General features: G+C 28.5%; 11 protein-coding genes, 2 tRNA genes and 1 pseudogene. 7 read left to right on the forward strand and 7 right to left on the reverse strand.

Going from position 1 to position 16,419, the window contains the following annotated elements:
* Positions 1-13: 13 nt before the first annotated feature.
* On the reverse strand, positions 14-454 hold the full coding sequence (gene cdd / locus LRB30_RS03040; protein ID WP_231013717.1) for a cytidine deaminase: 441 nt from the start codon (positions 452-454) through the stop codon (positions 14-16).
* A 117-nt stretch (positions 455-571) separates the two neighbouring features.
* Here cdd and LRB30_RS03045 point away from each other — a divergent pair, with 117 nt between their 5' ends.
* Positions 572-1,534, forward strand: coding sequence for a DHH family phosphoesterase (locus LRB30_RS03045; RefSeq protein ID WP_231013718.1), 963 nt, complete (start codon positions 572-574; stop codon positions 1,532-1,534).
* On the opposite strand, the gene LRB30_RS03050 is transcribed toward LRB30_RS03045, so the two are convergent.
* The gene (locus LRB30_RS03050; RefSeq protein ID WP_231013720.1) at positions 1,512-3,107 is read right to left on the reverse strand and encodes a glycoside hydrolase family 3 N-terminal domain-containing protein; all 1,596 of its coding nucleotides are present in this window, start codon (positions 3,105-3,107) and stop codon (positions 1,512-1,514) included. The genes LRB30_RS03045 and LRB30_RS03050 overlap by 23 nt on opposite strands.
* A gap of 208 nt (positions 3,108-3,315) precedes the next feature.
* Between LRB30_RS03050 and LRB30_RS03055 the strand changes: the two genes are divergently transcribed.
* Positions 3,316-3,389, forward strand: a tRNA-Met gene (locus tag LRB30_RS03055).
* Between the two features lie 15 nt (positions 3,390-3,404).
* Positions 3,405-3,959, forward strand: coding sequence for a DJ-1 family glyoxalase III (locus tag LRB30_RS03060; protein ID WP_231013722.1), 555 nt, complete (start codon positions 3,405-3,407; stop codon positions 3,957-3,959).
* A gap of 63 nt (positions 3,960-4,022) precedes the next feature.
* Here LRB30_RS03060 and LRB30_RS03065 read toward each other — a convergent pair whose 3' ends face one another.
* Positions 4,023-5,240, reverse strand: a complete 1,218-nt coding sequence (locus tag LRB30_RS03065; RefSeq protein WP_231019121.1) for an acetate kinase — start codon at positions 5,238-5,240, stop codon at positions 4,023-4,025.
* A gap of 25 nt (positions 5,241-5,265) precedes the next feature.
* Positions 5,266-8,643 carry a transcription-repair coupling factor gene (gene mfd, locus LRB30_RS03070; RefSeq protein ID WP_231019131.1) on the reverse strand — a complete coding sequence of 1,126 codons (3,378 nt, stop codon included), beginning with the start codon at positions 8,641-8,643 and terminating at the stop codon, positions 5,266-5,268.
* A gap of 96 nt (positions 8,644-8,739) precedes the next feature.
* Between mfd and LRB30_RS03075 the strand changes: the two genes are divergently transcribed.
* The 3 genes from LRB30_RS03075 (at position 8,740) to LRB30_RS03085 (ending at position 11,872) form a co-directional block, all read left to right on the forward strand.
* Positions 8,740-9,702, forward strand: a complete 963-nt coding sequence (locus tag LRB30_RS03075) for a hypothetical protein (RefSeq protein WP_231014439.1) — start codon at positions 8,740-8,742, stop codon at positions 9,700-9,702.
* Positions 9,662-11,758 (forward strand): LysM peptidoglycan-binding domain-containing protein, encoded by a 2,097-nt coding sequence (locus tag LRB30_RS03080; protein ID WP_231014440.1) that lies wholly within the window; start codon positions 9,662-9,664, stop codon positions 11,756-11,758. Before LRB30_RS03075 ends, LRB30_RS03080 begins: the two co-directional genes overlap by 41 nt.
* Positions 11,759-11,800: 42 nt before the next feature.
* Positions 11,801-11,872 (forward strand) — tRNA-Asn (locus tag LRB30_RS03085).
* On the opposite strand, the gene rnmV is transcribed toward LRB30_RS03085, so the two are convergent.
* Positions 11,854-12,399 (reverse strand): ribonuclease M5, encoded by a 546-nt coding sequence (gene rnmV, locus LRB30_RS03090; protein ID WP_231014441.1) that lies wholly within the window; start codon positions 12,397-12,399, stop codon positions 11,854-11,856. The two genes, LRB30_RS03085 and rnmV, sit on opposite strands and share 19 nt — an antisense overlap.
* A gap of 2 nt (positions 12,400-12,401) precedes the next feature.
* On the reverse strand, positions 12,402-13,673 hold the full coding sequence (locus tag LRB30_RS03095; RefSeq protein ID WP_231014442.1) for a M18 family aminopeptidase: 1,272 nt from the start codon (positions 13,671-13,673) through the stop codon (positions 12,402-12,404).
* A gap of 80 nt (positions 13,674-13,753) precedes the next feature.
* Here LRB30_RS03095 and LRB30_RS03100 point away from each other — a divergent pair, with 80 nt between their 5' ends.
* Complete coding sequence (locus LRB30_RS03100) at positions 13,754-14,479, forward strand: hypothetical protein (protein ID WP_231014443.1); 726 nt, start codon at positions 13,754-13,756, stop codon at positions 14,477-14,479.
* A 20-nt stretch (positions 14,480-14,499) separates the two neighbouring features.
* Here LRB30_RS03100 and LRB30_RS03105 read toward each other — a convergent pair.
* A pseudogene (locus tag LRB30_RS03105) lies at positions 14,500-16,373 on the reverse strand (fructose-specific PTS transporter subunit EIIC).
* Positions 16,374-16,419: the final 46 nt, after the last annotated feature.

The raw sequence follows: 16,419 nt of genomic DNA on the forward strand, positions 1-16,419 counted from the left end.
TTGCAAGTTGAGATTATGTTGTTACTCTTAGTAGCTCTTTTTTATCAAAAGGAGCTTTAAGCAAATCTTTTAATGTATAAATTTTTATTAGTTTTTTGTTTTCATGAAATGATTTAGATTCTGTTATTATTATTTTTGTATCTTGATCAAAAAATTCTGCCATTACTTGCAAGCACATAGCACACGGAATACATTCAGGACTTGTATTAAGCAATAAAAAATCTATTGTTTGTACGCTAATTTTTGCAATCATGTTAAAAATTGCACTTCTTTCTGCGCAACAAGTTGCTCCAAAACTTGCATTCTCAACATTTGTTCCAATGAAAAAATCGTTTGTTTTAGTCTTAATGCAAGCACCTACTTTAAATTTTGAATATGGAGAATATGAATTGTTTCTAGCTTTTTCCGCCATATAAAATGCTTTATCTATATCTTCTTGTTTTAGTTTTTCCAAAATTTTCCACCCGTTATATTTTATTAGCCATTGTGGCTTATTTTATTGAAATATTGTAATATAGTCAATATAAAATAAGCCAAAAACTTGTTTTATGGAAGGTTTGCGAACTTTATTATGAGAGATGTTATCAATTTTATTGAAAAATATAATAATTTTATTATTATTGGACACAAAGACCCCGATTTTGATTGTATAGGTTCTTCTTTAGCTTTATCGTCTTTTCTCTCAAGAATTGGCAAAAATTCTATTTTGTTAAATGAAGGTCCTTTTATTAGAAAAGAAATAGTTCCTTTTAAAGATAAATTTTTATCTGAATGGCCTAATATTGAGCTTTCAGATTATTCAGTTATTATTTTAGATTGCTCGATTTTAGATAGGATAGGCGATGAATTTATATTTTATGTAAAGAATATGCCTACTTTAGTAATCGATCATCATATGTCTGGTGAAAAATTAGAATGTGAGGGCTATATTGATCCTTTTGCGCCTTCTACTACTTTTTTAATTGAAAAATTGATAAGAGAGTTTGGATATGATCTTACAAAAGAAGAAGCTTGGTATATTTTAGTAGGATTTTGCACCGATACTGGTTTTTTTAAATTCATTTCAAGAAGCGATCCAGAGCCTTTTGAAATGGTTGCAAGACTGGTTTCAAAGGGCATAAGTCTTAAAGAAGTTTATAGCTATATAGAAACCACCAAAAGCCTAAAATCAATAGAAACTCTTAAGTTGATGCTTAACAATCTTGAATCTTATTTGAATGGAAAGGTTTTGTTTACGTTTTTATCTTCTTCTGGTTCTGGAAAAGATGGTGGAGTTAGTGGGGTTAATGAGCTTTTTTATATGATTTTAAGCAATGTTGAGAATAATGAAATTTTAGGTATTTTAAAGGAAATGGAGGATGGTTCGATTATAGTTGGGCTGAGATCTAAAGATTCTTTTGATGTTGGAAAATTGGCAGAAGATTTAGGGGGCGGTGGGCATAAAAATGCTAGTGGGTTTAGAATTAAACAAGGTTCTCTAGAGATTGTAAAAAATCGAATGCTAGCATACATTAAGGATAATATTTATTTATAATATTTTTTAAAGGGATGGTCCCTTTTGGATCAAAATCCTTAGTGAGTGTTAAAAAACCAGATCTAAATGCCAGAGGCGTTGTTCCATAAATAATTACTATATTTTTTATCCAATTTAATTTTTTAACATGTTGAGGCGTAAGAGATACAATTACACTTATTTTTTCTTTATATTCTTTCAAATTTTCTAAATATTTCAAGCTTCCAGGTGTTGATAAACTAAAGATAACCTGTTCAAATTCTTTAATTAATTTTTTAATTTCGTCGAGTTTTTGGAAGTTGGTCCTGTTTAAGGGATAATAGTTGTAATAATAAGCATATGTATTTTGAAATATTTTTTTGCCTTCTGCAATCATTTTGTAATAAGGAGATATTATAAGGGTTTTTTTAGTTTTAGATATTTCTTTTTCTATTCTTACTTTTGTAATACCCCTTAATGTGTTTTGTTCAAAAAATTTTTCACCTTCTTTTGAGCATATTTTCTCATTTTTATTGAAATTAGGATAAAGATTAGATTTATTTTTATTTTCTTTTAAGTATGCCAATTTTATTCTTAATATTCTTTTATTAGATTCAACAATATTATTTTTTATTTCCGAATCTTTTTTCATTAAGTTTAGCAGCATTTTGTAAGCGTTTTTTTGTATATTTTCATTTAAAGATATTAAAAAAATATCACTTTTTGTTCTAACTATTCTTTCAATTGTATTGTAAATACTCTCATTATTGTATTTTGCTGCGTTCATTAATAGATCATCAGTAATTATTATATTATTGTATTTTAATTTCTTTCTTAGTATGTCTTTAATTATTTTTATTGAGGATGATGCAGGAATATTTTCTCCATTTGTAAGCTTTGGATATGCCAAATGGCCTGTCATTATTACTGGGATGTTTTCCTGAATTAATATTTTATATGGCAAAAGTTCATTTAAGTTTATTTCTAGTAAATTAGAATTTATTATTGGAATATCTATATGAGAGTCAAGAGTAGTATTGCCGTGCCCTGGGAAATGTTTTGCAGTAGAAATTATTCCTCCTTGTTTTTGCCCTTTGTAAAAGGCCAGAGAAAGAAGTGAAACTATTTTAGGGTTATCCGAATATGTTCTTGGACCTATTGTGAAATTATTTTCATTACTATATATATCTACTATGGGTGCGAAATTTAAATTTATTCCAAGCTGACTTAGCTCTTGTGCTATGTAATATCCCGTATTATAAGAATCTTTTGGAGAAAGAGATGCTGTAATTCCAAGATTGCCAATTGTTTCTGATGTATTTGATTTTATGTGCTGTGTCCATCCACCTTCTTGATCTGTTGCTACAAATAAGGGAATTTTAAATTTATTATTTTGAGCTGTTTTTTGAGCTTTATTGATACTTTCTGTTAAGTCTTTTAAATTTTTTGCGTTCCATCCGAAAATTTTGATTCCTCCAAGGTTTTTTTTACTTATAAAATCAAGAACAAAGTTTGTTATTGATTGATTTGGATAGCTTATCATAAACATTTGACCTAGTAGTTCATGATCTTGCATTTTGTTTACCATTTCATTTATTAGTTTTTCTCTTTCCATCGTATCCCAAAAATCAATGGAGAAGCAGTTGTTAGTTATAAAAATGAGAATAAGATAAAAATTTCTTTTCATTTAACTATAAAATAGTAAATGCTAATATATTAGTATGTTTATTAGCAAATCATTTTGTATTATACTTTATAATAATGCTTTTTAATAATAGCATTGACAAAGCATTATTGAATTTATACACTTAATAAAAGTTTAAGCTGATGTAGCTCAGTTGGTTAGAGCACTCGGCTCATATCCGAGTTGTCGTGGGTTCAAGTCCCTCCATCAGCATTAGGGGTTCTAAATATGGTAGTGGGAATTATTCTTGCAAATGGCTTTGAAGATATTGAGGCTATAGTTCCGATTGATATTTTAAGACGGGGTAATGTTAATATTCAAATTATCAGTTCAAATGATAACAATGTTGTGATAAGTTCAAAAGGCGTTTCTTTTTTAACTGATGATGTAATATCAAACTGTAAGGAAAATTGTTTTGATCTAATAATTCTCCCAGGAGGCATGTCTGGAGCTACTAATCTTTTTAATTCAAAAGAATTGGATTTGATTTTAAAAGATATGAATGCCAAAGGTAAATATATTGCAGCTATTTGTGCTTCTCCAGTAGTAGTGCTTGCTGCTAAGGGTCTTCTAGGGTTTAATAAGTTTACGTGTTATCCAGATTTGGAAAAAAATGTGCTTGATGGTGAGTTTGTAGATAAAAATGTTGTTATAAGCAATAATTTTATTACTTCTAAAGGTGTTGGAACTTCATTTGAATTTGCTTTTACTCTTCTTGAAATTGTAAAGGGAAAACAAATAATGGAAAATGTTAAAAAAGCAACTTTACTTTGCAAGAGTTAAATATAAGGCTATTTTAAATGATTATAATAAATAAATCAGATTTTAGGTTTTAAATTTGAAAAATTATAAATTTTTTGGAATTAAATTATAAATGTCTTCAAGAATGGTCAATTCTTCGTTTGTTGGTAGTACTAGTATTTTTAGTTTGCTATTAATGGTTGATATTTCAGATTCTAAATACTTGCTTTGGGCCATTTCATTTTTTTCAAGGTCCAGTTCTATTCCAATTTTTTCAAATCCCTTTAGTGCAAGAGCTCTTATTCCATAATCAGTAACGCCAATCCCGCCTGTAAAAACTATTGCATCAACATTAAAATCAAGAATGGCAATGTAAGATCCAATATATTTTTTTATTCTATATGTCATTATATCTATTGCAAGTTTTGATTGATATTCTCCTTCTTCAATTTTGTTCCAAATATCCCGCATGTCATTTGATTTTTCAGAAATTCCCAGTATGCCACTTTCTTTATTTAACATTTCTTCAATTTGTTTGGTGGTTTTATTTAATATAGTGCTCATCAAATTAATAATTGATGGGTCTATATCACCGCTTCTTGTTCCCATTGCAAGGCCTTCAAGCGGAGTAATTCCCATGCTTGTGTCATAAGATTTTCCATTTTTAACAGCATTAATACTTGCTCCATTTCCAAGATGCAAAATTATTAAATTTAGATTATCTATTTTTTTATTTAAAATTTCTGAGGATCTTTTTGTTATGTACGAATAAGAAAGGCCATGAAAGCCATATTTTCTAATATTGTGGTTTTTATACCAAGAATATGGAATTGCATAAAGAAAAGCATGTTCTTTTATAGTTTGATGCCATGAAGTATCAAAGCATAAAACTTGCTTTGCGTGTGGTAAAATTTTAAGCACTGCTTCTATTGCGATGATTGCATTTGGGTTATGAAGTGGAGCAAGTTCAGAAATTTGTTTTAATTTATTTAAAATACTATTATTAAGAATTGCTGAATTTTTAAGGTTTGATCCTCCATGTACAACCCTGTGACCTATTATTTTAATTTCGCTGATAGTTTTAAGGATGTTTAAATTACTGTTTAATAGCAATTTAAACATTTTCTCTATTGCTTTTTGGTGATTTTCAATTCCTTTTTCAAATTTTTCTGTTATTGATCCGTCAGTATTTATTATTTTTATGATTGATTTTTGTGATTTTATTTTTTCAACAATTCCCGATATTATTTTTTTTGAATTTTCATATTGATAAATAGCAAATTTTAATGAAGAACTTCCTGTATTTATGATTAATATTTTCATTTTTTTTCCTTTTGTATTTGACAAGTTATGTGCTTGTTTTTAGTAAGTTAATATTTTTATATATGTAATTTATTTTCTCAGATTTTTCAATATTTTTAAAGCTTAAAAATATTGATTTTTGATATGAGGGATTTAATATTAATAAATTGGGATGTTTTTGAAGTATTTCTATTATTTTTTCCATAGGAATGCTTTCTATATTTTTATACTCTATTTCCAAAGTTTTGTTTGTTTCTTTTAATTTTGTTATGTTTAAATCTTTTGCTAGAATTTTAAGTTCAGCTAACATTAATAGACTATTTATTTCTTTGGGTATTGGGCCAAAGTTATCTTGGAGCTCTGATCTTATTTTTTTACTTTCTTCTTCAGTTTGAATTTTAAAGATTTTTTTGTAGATTAGTATTTTATCCTGCTCATTTTTTGCATAATTTTCAGGAATAAAGCCACTATAGTTAATTTCAATATTAACCTCTTCTTCTTCTGATGTGATTTTTCCCATTTTTTTTTCAATTGCTTTATTTAGCATTGTTAGATAGTAGTCCAATCCAATCGACTCAATCTCCCCATGTTGTTCTCTGCCAAGCAAATTTCCAACGCCTCTTATTTCCATATCTTTCATTGCTATTTTAAATCCTGCTCCTAGATCTGAAAATTCTGTTATTGCTCTTAGTCTTTCAATAGAGTGTTCATTTAGCTTTTCGCTATCTTGATACAAAAAATAAGCATAAGCTTTCTTAGAGCCCCTTCCAACTCTTCCTTTGAGTTGATATAGCTGTGCAAGTCCAAACTTGTTTGCATTATTTATTATTATTGTATTTGCATTTGGAATATCTATTCCATTTTCAATTATTGTTGTTGCCAATAAAATTTGATACGCTTTTTTAATAAAATTGTGCATTATGTTTTCAATTTCGTCTCCTGTAAGTTTTCCATGAATTATTGCAATTCTTGCATAAGGAGTTAATTTTTCAATGAGTCCCTTTAAATAATGCAGCTCTTCGATATTGTGATTTACTAAAAAAACTTGACCATCTCGAGATAGTTCACTATCAATTGCATGTTTTATTAAAAGTTCGTTAAACGATTCTAAATAAGCTTCTATTTTTACTCTATTTTTAGGCGGAATTTTTAAAACGGAAATATCTCTAAGCTTAATTAGCGACATGTGAAGAGATCTGGGAATTGGTGTTGCAGAAAGAGCAAGGCAATCAACCGAAATTTTTATTTCTTTAAGTTTTTCTTTTTCTTTTACACCAAATCTTTGTTCTTCATCAATTATTATTAACCCTAAATTTTTGCAGATGAATTTTTTTGAAAGAATTTTGTGTGTTCCTATGATTATATCAATTTTTCCAATTTTAAGTTCTTTTAAAATCCGGGTTTCTGCGTTATTTTTTATAAATCTACTTAATACTTCGATTTTGATTGGAAAATTTTTAAATCTTTTTTTGAATGTATTGAAATGCTGTTCTGCTAAGATAGTTGTTGGTGAGAGTACAACAACCTGTTTATTCCCCATTACGGCTTTAAAAGCAGCTCTCATGGCAACTTCGGTTTTTCCAAATCCAACATCCCCACAAAGAAGGCGATCCATTACTTTGAAGCTCATCATATCTTCTTTTATTTCTTTTATTGCTCTTATTTGATCTGGAGTTTCATCGTATGGAAATTCAGATTCAAATAACAATTGTAATTCGTTATCTTCTGGGTATTTAATACCTTTAATGCTTTCTCTTTTTGAATAAAGTTCTATTAATTTGTCTGCAATCTCCTCGATTCTTTTTTTTGCGTTTGCTTTGTTTTTTATCCATGTTTTAGAACTTATTTTATCTAATTTGATATTTTTAGGATCACTTCCAATGTATTTTTGAATTAAATTTGTTTGTTCAATTGGAATAAATAGTTTTTCTCCTTCAGCGTATTCAATCTCAATATAATCCTTTTCAAGCGAGCTTGTTTTTATTCTTTTTATTTGCCTAAATATACCAATTCCATGGTTTATGTGAACCACATGACTATTTTTCTCAATCTCAACAAAAGAGTCAATAGCTTTTGTTTTTGAAGATTCAAAGGTTTTGTTTATTTTTTGCCCGGTATTGAAAATGTTTGATTCAAGAATAATGGCAATTTTTTCTTTTTCTATTATTAAAGAGCCAGATATTTTTAAAACCTCAATTGATACTTTTGGGAATTCTTTGAAAATATATTTAAGTTTTTCTTTTTGTGATTCAGATTCTGCTGCAATGATTATTTTAAATCCATTTTTTAGCCAATTTTCAAATTCCTCTTTTGTAAGTGCTATATTTGAAAAAAAGTTTCTCTCACTTTCGATTTTAAATTCTATAATTTCTTTGGATTTAGGGTTTTTAATTTTTGAAAATAAAACATCGCTTTTTAGATTGAAGGTTTTATAATTTAAGAGAATTCTTTTTGGATTAATTATATTTTTACCAGCTTCTTTTGCTTCTTTGTAAAGTTTTTCGTATTCCTGGTGTATTTTTTCAATTTCTTTTTCGAAATTGTTAATTTCAAAGTTTACAATAGGCGTATTTTTCTCAATCTCATCACTTAAGTAAGTATTTGCTACTAGTGGATAAAACATTTCTTCCGTTTTTGTTTCTTTTTTAAAATCCAACTCTTTGAGAATTTTTTTATATTCAACAGATTTAATTTTTGTTTTTAAGGTGTTAATAGTTTCATCGTCCCAAATAATTTCTTTTTTTGGAAGAATTTGGAATTCTAAAATTTCATTATCATGTTTTAATTGGGTTAAAGGATTAAATTTCCTTATCTCTTCTATTTTGTCAAAGTTTAGTACAATTCTTATTGGATTTTGCTCTCCAAAAGAGTATAGATCTATAATTTCTCCTTTTATTGTAAATTCTCCTGGAATTGTTACTCTGAATGTTTTTTCATATCCCAATGTTATAAGAGTTTTTTCAATGTCTGCTGTATTAATATTGGTATTTTTTTCAATTTTATATACATTCTTTAGTAATGTATTTTTATCGGGTATTTTGCTAAGCAATGATTTTAAGACTGTAATATATATTCCAGGATTTTTTTTATAAAAATTGATTAAAAATTTGATTCTTTTATTAAAGATCGTATTTTTTGAGCCGATACCCTTGTATACAAGGGGGCTAAAATAGTTAAGTTCAAAGATTTGATTTGTAATTACTTGTAAATCATTTTTAATTTTATCTAATGTGTGCTCGTCTTTAACTATTAATATTATTTTCCCAGTTTTGCTATATTCTTTGATTTTTTTAATTAAAAAAGCCTTGAAAAATCCTTCATATCCTGTTAATGAAAAAAATGTGTTTTGTTCTAAAAGTTCTTTCATTTTTTTTAAATTGGAATTATTTTTTAATATTGTTGTTAGTTCTTCATCTATATTCATTTTTTACCTTTTTGTTTAATTAATTTAGTATAATAATATACTATAGGTATTATTACTTTCTTTATATATAATGTGGTTAGATTTTGAGGGGAGCTTATGAATATTAGAAAATTGCTTTTTTGTATCTTTTTTATGAATATTTCTTTTCTTTTGTTTGCGGGAGATTACAAGGGCCTTGATTTTAAAATCAAGTTTTTTAATCAATCTATTTATCGCGTTAATAGTAATGTTTTTATTGAAGTTTCTCTTAGTAATGCATCTGACAGTGTTTTAACTTTAGAAATAGGCGATATCAATTCTTTTGGCTTTGATTTTGATGTTACCGATACCGCCAATATTAAAGTTAAAAGACCCATTGAATATGTTAAAAAGAGATCTAAAAATGTTGCAATTCCTGTTAGAAATATGAGCTTGAGACCTAATGAAAAATTTTCTGTAGTTATTAACTTAAATCAATTTGTTAAGTTTAGTAAAGATGGAGTTTATTTTGTTAAGGGTATTTTCTTTCCAGACATTTCAGATCCATCTAAGAAAAAAGAATCCAATATTATTACTCTTTTTTTAAATGATAGTTTTGATGGAAATCCAGGCAGTATAGATCTTGTTAATTTGTCTGAAAATAACGATATTCAAGATATCTTGAAGAAGAAAAAATTGTCTCCCGACGAGATTGTCAAATATTTGTTAAAGGCATTGCAGCTTGGGAAAAAAGAAAAGTTCTTTTTATATCTTGATATTGAAGGTTTGTTATTAAATGACAAAGGCAAGGCATACCTTTATAAGCAAAAGTTGTCACCCATTCCTAATAAAAATGTAGTTGAAGAGTATAAAGAATATTTGTGGAATTCTAATAATTCAGATATTTCAAAAGCACCAAATAAATTTTCTATTATTGAGACAACTTATTCTGATACTTCGGGCAAGGTGATTGCTGATTTATATTTTGACGATGGGCAATTTTATATTTCCAAAAGATATACTTTCTTCTTCAAAAAATATGATTATTATTGGATAATTTATGACTACATTGTTCAAAATACTGGCATTAAGGAAAAGTAAAACTTTTTGTGTTTTGAAAATTATAAAGCTTATTGTATTATTTTATTTTTTAATAATAAGTACTGTTAGTCTTAATGCCGATTTTGAGTATAAGGTTGTCAAAGGAGATACTCTTTTTTCAATTGCAATTAAATATAAAGCCAAAGTAAGTGATCTTAAAAGGATTAATAAACTCAAAGTTGACAATATCAAGGTAGGGCAAATATTAATTATTCCAAGTGATTCTAATTTAGGTCGAAACATTACCCATAAAGTCAGGCATTCTTTTAGTTCGCTAGAACCTGTTAATAAAGGAGTAATTTTTTACACCACAAAAGAGGGCGACACTATTGAGAGCATCTCAAAGCTTGTTGGATTAAGTCAAGAAGAGATAATCGCTTGGAATGATTTGCGCTCTAAAGATCTTAAGGTTGGAATGAAGCTTGTATTAACTGAGCCTGATTTTTTAAAGCCTTATTTTGTTAAGAAAGGTGATTCACTTTCAAAACTTTCTCAAGATTTTGATATTAGTTCTAAGGATATTTTAAAATTTAATTTTCTTAATGATGATAAATTAAAGATTGGCCAGCAACTTTTCTTAAAGAAAGCCACTAAGAATGTTAATTTTCATTATGTTAAAAGAGGGGAAACTCTTGGTAGAATTGCTTATATTTATGGTGTTACTGCTCAGGATCTTGTAGCTCTTAATGGTAATCGGGCTGTTAATCTTAAAGCAGGTTCATTATTAAATGTTTTAAAGATTGTAAATAATGATTTAGAAAAACCCGTTGGAGGAGATTTAAAAATTGAGAAAAAAATAAATAATAAGTTTATATATCATTCAGTTGCTGTAGGGGAGACTTTGTATAGCATTGCCAGACATTACGGTGTTTTAATTGAGGATCTTAAAAATTGGAATAATTTAAACAGCAATAATATTATGCACGATCAAAAATTGAAAATTTTTGATAAAAAACTTACAATTGATTCTTCTATAATTAAAACTAAAAACGATTTATATATTAAAAACAAGGTTGATTCTAGCTCTAATTCTTCTAATAAAGTTCAAACAATAGTTAATCTTCCCTCAAGCAAAAACAAAAAGATAAATTTAAATACTTTTGGAATTGCTGCCAATCAAGATATTTTTGATATTAGCTCTTTGGTCATTTTAGACTCTAAAATACCAATATTTGAGGTTGTTGGTGATTTCTATTATTGGTATAGACCAAGAAAGATAAGTCAGCCAAGTGAGTTTTATTCAGAAGATTGGCATTCTCCTTTGAATTCTTATAAAAAGGCAACCCAACTTTTCAAAAGTTTTGAAAAGTTAGTAAATTCCAGGGTTAATAAAGGATCAAGGCTTAAAGATAAGTTAATAATTCTTGATCCAGGTCACGGCGGTCTTGACCCTGGAGCTATTGTTAAATCTAGAGATGGTCTTGGAAATGAAGTTTTTGTTGTTGAAGATGAATATGTGTATGATATTGCCTTGAGGCTTTATGTATGCCTCAAAGAAGAGGGGGCTAATGTTGAACTTACTATTTTGGCTCCTGACCATTTAATTAGGAATAGTGTTTTCGCTAACAATACTTTTGTTAATGTTAAAAATGAGGTTTACAATGATTATGATCTAAATAAAAATGATACTGTTGATTCTTGGATAAGCGGCACTCCATCAGGCCTTAAAAAAAGATTGATTGTTGTTAAAAACATTGTTAATAAATATAAACATATTAAAGATAAGGATATAGCCTTTTTTAGTTTGCATGCGGATAATAGTGTTGGAGCGCCCAAGAGTATGGGATTTTATTATCAAAAAGATGATGAGAAAAAATATGATACTCATTCAAAATCTGCAGCAGAAAAAATTACAGAAGGAATGAAAAGAAGTTTTTATATTAAGGGTCAAAATCTTCATGTTTTAAGAAATAATATAGTAATGACTAAGCTTTTAGTAGAAGTTAGAAATTTAGCATTTCCAGAGGAAGCTTGGTCTATTAGATCTTCTAAGCTTAGAGATCAAGATTCCAAAATTCTTGCTAATGGGATTTTTAAAATATTGGAAAATAATTGACAAAAATTTTTAAATTTAAGATAATGTTTTTAGTGTTCAATTTCCCCTATAGCTCAGTGGTAGAGCGGGTGGCTGTTAACCACTAGGTCGGAGGTTCAAGTCCTTCTGGGGGAGTTAATTAAAGCCAATTGTTTTTTTAGATTTGTTTTTGTTATTTTAAAGTAATTTAGTCTTTCTAAGAGTTTTTTGTTGTTTCCATCTCCTAAACAAAGATATTTTTGTATTTTTTGTCTATTTTTTTTTGAGTTTTCTCCTATTATGCCAAGTTCTAACAAATCGCTTAATGTTAATAAATCTTTTTGATTATCTTTAGATAAAGTTCCAACTCTTTTAAGTATATTTATTATTTCTGTTTTATTTACCGATTCAACTTCAGTGTCTTTAGTATTAAGATATGCATGTTTGATTTTATTATTTTCTTCTAGATGTTTGACTATTTTTTGTCTAATAATATTTCCAGATTTGTCGCTGTCTGTTAAGATTATTATTCCTTTGTATTTTAAGGCTTTTTTTAATAATTTAATAGTTTCAATTTTTAAAGCAAATCCTTTTGTTTCTACTACTATGCAATCAAAAGATTCTTTGATTCTTTTAAGATCATCTTTTCCCTCAACTACAATTATTTCTTTTATTGTTTCCAATTTTAAATTCCTTTTTCAAAGAAAGCTCTTAGCAATTTAATTGCTTCTATGTGGTCAGCTATTGATGCTGTTTCGCGTAGGGAATGCATTGCCCACATTGGTGTTCCAATGTCAATGGTTTCTATTCCTGTTCTTGCATTTGAAATTGGACCAATTGTTGTGCCTGAAGGAACATTTGCTTTCATTATTATTTCTTGAATCTTAATATTATTTTTAATAGCCAAATTTTTTAATTTTGCAAATCCTGTTGAAGCTGTTGCATATCTGTAATTAGCGCTAGTTTTTACAACTGGGCCTTTGCCCAAAGTTGCTTGATAGTTTGGATCGTGTTTAAATGTATAGCCCGGATGAATGCCGTGAACGCTGTCAATCGAGATATTAAATGATTTGTTTGTTTTTATTAAATGCTCTTCTCTGGTTAAATTAAGAGCAAGATCGATTCTTTCTAGAACTTCTGATAGAAAATTTGAATCAGCGCCTCTTGAAGTTAAAGATCCTACTTCTTCGTTGTCAAAAAATACAGCTATTTTATTTTTATCATTGTTTGTATGAACATAAGCATTCATGATTACGTGGCATCCCGATTTGTTATCAAGATTTTTAGAAGCCAAAAATTCTCCTTCTGTTCCTATTATTTTGGAGGGTTGTGATTCTGTAAATATTAAATCACAAGATAAAAAATTTTTACACTCTATTCCAAGTTGTTCTAAGACATTATCTTTTATTGTTTTTTTAGTGCTGCTTATTACTGTTAAATTGTCGTGAGTATTGTATTTAAATCCTTCGTTAATTTGTCGGTTTAAATGGATTGCAAGGTTTGGAATAATTCCTATATTTTCAATATTGATTAATTTTGATTCAATATTCTCATTTTTTTTGAAATATACAATTCCTGCTAAGCTTAAGTCTCTGTCAATCCAAGTAGAAATTATTGGGCTACCATAAACTTCAATATGGTTGTAAAACACGCCACTTGTTTTTTCTGTTGCATCTATTTTTAATTTTAATCCTGGACTGTCTGTATGTGCTGCTGCTATTAGAAACGGTTCATATTTTTTTTTTACATCAATATTAAAGGCAATAAGGCTAGTTCCTTCTTTTTTTATGTAATATGATCCTGTTTCAATTTTCCATTTTTCATCAAGTTTTAATTGTTGTGCATTAAAATATTTTATTAATTTCTCTTCAATATAGTTTACTAGGTGATAAGGGGTAGGGCTATTGTCTAGCAGGTTTTGAAAAAATTTTGGCTCTAGTGTTTTATCATACACCATAGGTGTTCTCCTTTAATTTTATTGCTTTATATCTATATATTCTATTATAATAGTTTTTAACTGTTAGTTAGGAGTTTGTTATGAAAAAGTGCTTTGTTAGTTTGAGTTTATTGTTTATTTTTTTTGCTTGTAGTTCTAATGTTGAAATTGAGTTAAATGATGATATTAGTGGTATTGTTTCAATATTTATTAATGTTGATAGAGAATTTGAAAAAATTAGAAAAGAACTCTTAATAACTTTGGTAGGAGAAAAAATTGCAAATATGCCTCTTTTTCCTGTAGATGAAATAAAAAAATACTTTAAAAATGGAGAAGAAAAGCTTGGACTCAGGCTTTTGAGTATTAAAACCCAAGGAGATTTTATTAATTTAGTTGTTAAGTTTGATAATTTAATTAAAATTTTAGGCGACTATATGAAAAAAACTGATGTATCTGTGTTTAAGATAGAAAAAAAAGACGGTAAAAATATTATTGAACTTAATGTTAATTTAAAAAACGCTACTAAGAATATTAATGAAAATAAAGAATATATTAGTGATTCACTTGCTGCTCTTTTGCCATCGGATGAGGTTCCAATGTCTGCCAAGGAATATAAAGATGTTTTGGTTTATTTTTTATCGGATTTTACTTCCAAAGCAAGCGAACTTATTGACAATTCCAAACTTAATCTTATAGTTAAAACTTCTAGAAATGTTCAAGAACAATTTGGATTTAAGCAGATCAACTCAAACACACTAAAGTTTGAGATAGGCATGGTTAAAGGATTAAGTCTTGAATCTCCAATAAAACTTAGATTAGTTTATTGACTGGGTTAAAGAATATAAACTCAATCGTTTATATTCTTGTATTCTTTTTTAAAAATTCCTATTAAAATAGCTGTTATAATAGGTCTACTAGTATAGATGTTATCCACATTAATGGGTTTGCTACTATTGGTAGAATAAATATTCCACCGTGTGGCGCTATAACTTCTACTTTGGAAAGTGCAGAAACAAATCCTCCTACAGATGAGCCTAGTATGCATGCAGGTATTACCCTTAAAGGATCTGCTGCTGCAAATAATGGAATTACTCCTTCTGTAATAAAGCATGCTCCCAAAAAATAACAAACTTTTCCGGATTCTCTTTCTTCTTTTGAGAATCTGTTTTTAAATAAACTTGTGGCAAGGGCAATTCCTATAGGAGGCATCATTCCTCCTGCCATTATGCTTGCATGAGGAATATAATTTTTTGCAGTTATCATTGCAATTCCAAATGCATATGCAGCTTTATTTACAGGTCCTCCCATGTCTATTGCCATCATTCCTCCGAGCAATGCTTCAAGCATTGCCATATTAGTTCCGCTAAGTTGATTTAGCATATTTGTTATTGAGCTATTAATAACAGATATTGGTTCAAGCGTTACATATATCAAAATTCCTGAAATTATAACTGATAAAAAAGGATAAGTTAATACCGGATTTATTCCTCTTAAATTGCTAGGAATGATTTTGTCAGATATTTTTTTTACAGTTAGTGTAACATAGCCTGAAATAAATCCTGCTAAAATGCCTCCCAGAAATCCTGCATTCCCATTGCTCATCATTAGTCCTGTAATCCATTCCGGGTGCAAGCCCGGGTCTTTCTGCTATGCTAAATGAAATATAGCCAGCAAGTATTGGGATCATTAAAGCAAATGCGCTTCCACCGCCGATTTGCATCAGAATATCTGCTATTTTATTGTAGCTTGGATCGTTTATGTCAAATGCTTTGATTCCAAACATGAATGATATTGCTATTATTATTCCTCCTGAGACTACAAATGGAAGCATAAATGAGATCCCATTCATTAGATGTTTATAAATTCCTGTTCTTTTGTTTTGTTTTTGGAGAGTTTTGGCGGTTTTGTTTGTGTTGATTTTGTTGTAAATTGGTGCTTCGTTTTTAAGAATTGTTTGGATAAGCTCTTTTGCTTTGTGTATGCCGTCTTTTACCTCCACTTCGATTAAAGGTTTTCCGCTAAATCTTTCTTTATCGATAGTTTTGCCAGATGCAATAATGACCCCCTTTGCTTTTTTTATTTCTTCTTCTGTTATTGGATTTTCGGTTCCACCAGATCCATTTGTTTCTACTTTTATGTTTATATTTAATTCTAAAGCCGCTTTTTTAAGGCTTTCTGCTGCCATATAGGTGTGAGCTATCCCCACAGGACATGCCGTTACGGCAAGAATGAAATCTTTTTTTGTATTTAAATTATTAGATTCATTTATATTATCGTTATTCATAATTATTTCTAAAAATCTATCTTCATTGTTTGTGCTCATAAGTTCATGTCTTAATAGGTTGTTGCTAAAAGTATTACTTATGTATGATATAGCTTTTATGTGTGCATTGCTTGGAGTTTCTTCGGGTAGAGCCATCATAAAAAACAGTTTTGAAAGCTTTTGGTCAGAAGAGTTGAAGTCAAAACCATTGCCAACAACTCTTAAAATAGCAATTCCGTGTTTTTAATGAAATTACCTTTTGCATGGGGCATAGCAATATGCTCTTCAATGCCTGTTCCGTTAATTGCTTCTCTTTTTTTAATTTCTTTTATAAATGCTTCCATGTCATTTAAATATCCATTTTCATTGAACATGCTAGCCATTTTTCTAATTACGTCTTCTTTACTAGTTGCATTGTAATTTAAAACAATCAGGTTTTTTGAAAATAAATTTTGCATAATAATCACCTTTATATATCATATAGTATATAAATTTATTAAATTT

This window comes from Borreliella americana (assembly GCF_021043605.1).
GTDB lineage: Bacteria > Spirochaetota > Spirochaetia > Borreliales > Borreliaceae > Borreliella > Borreliella americana.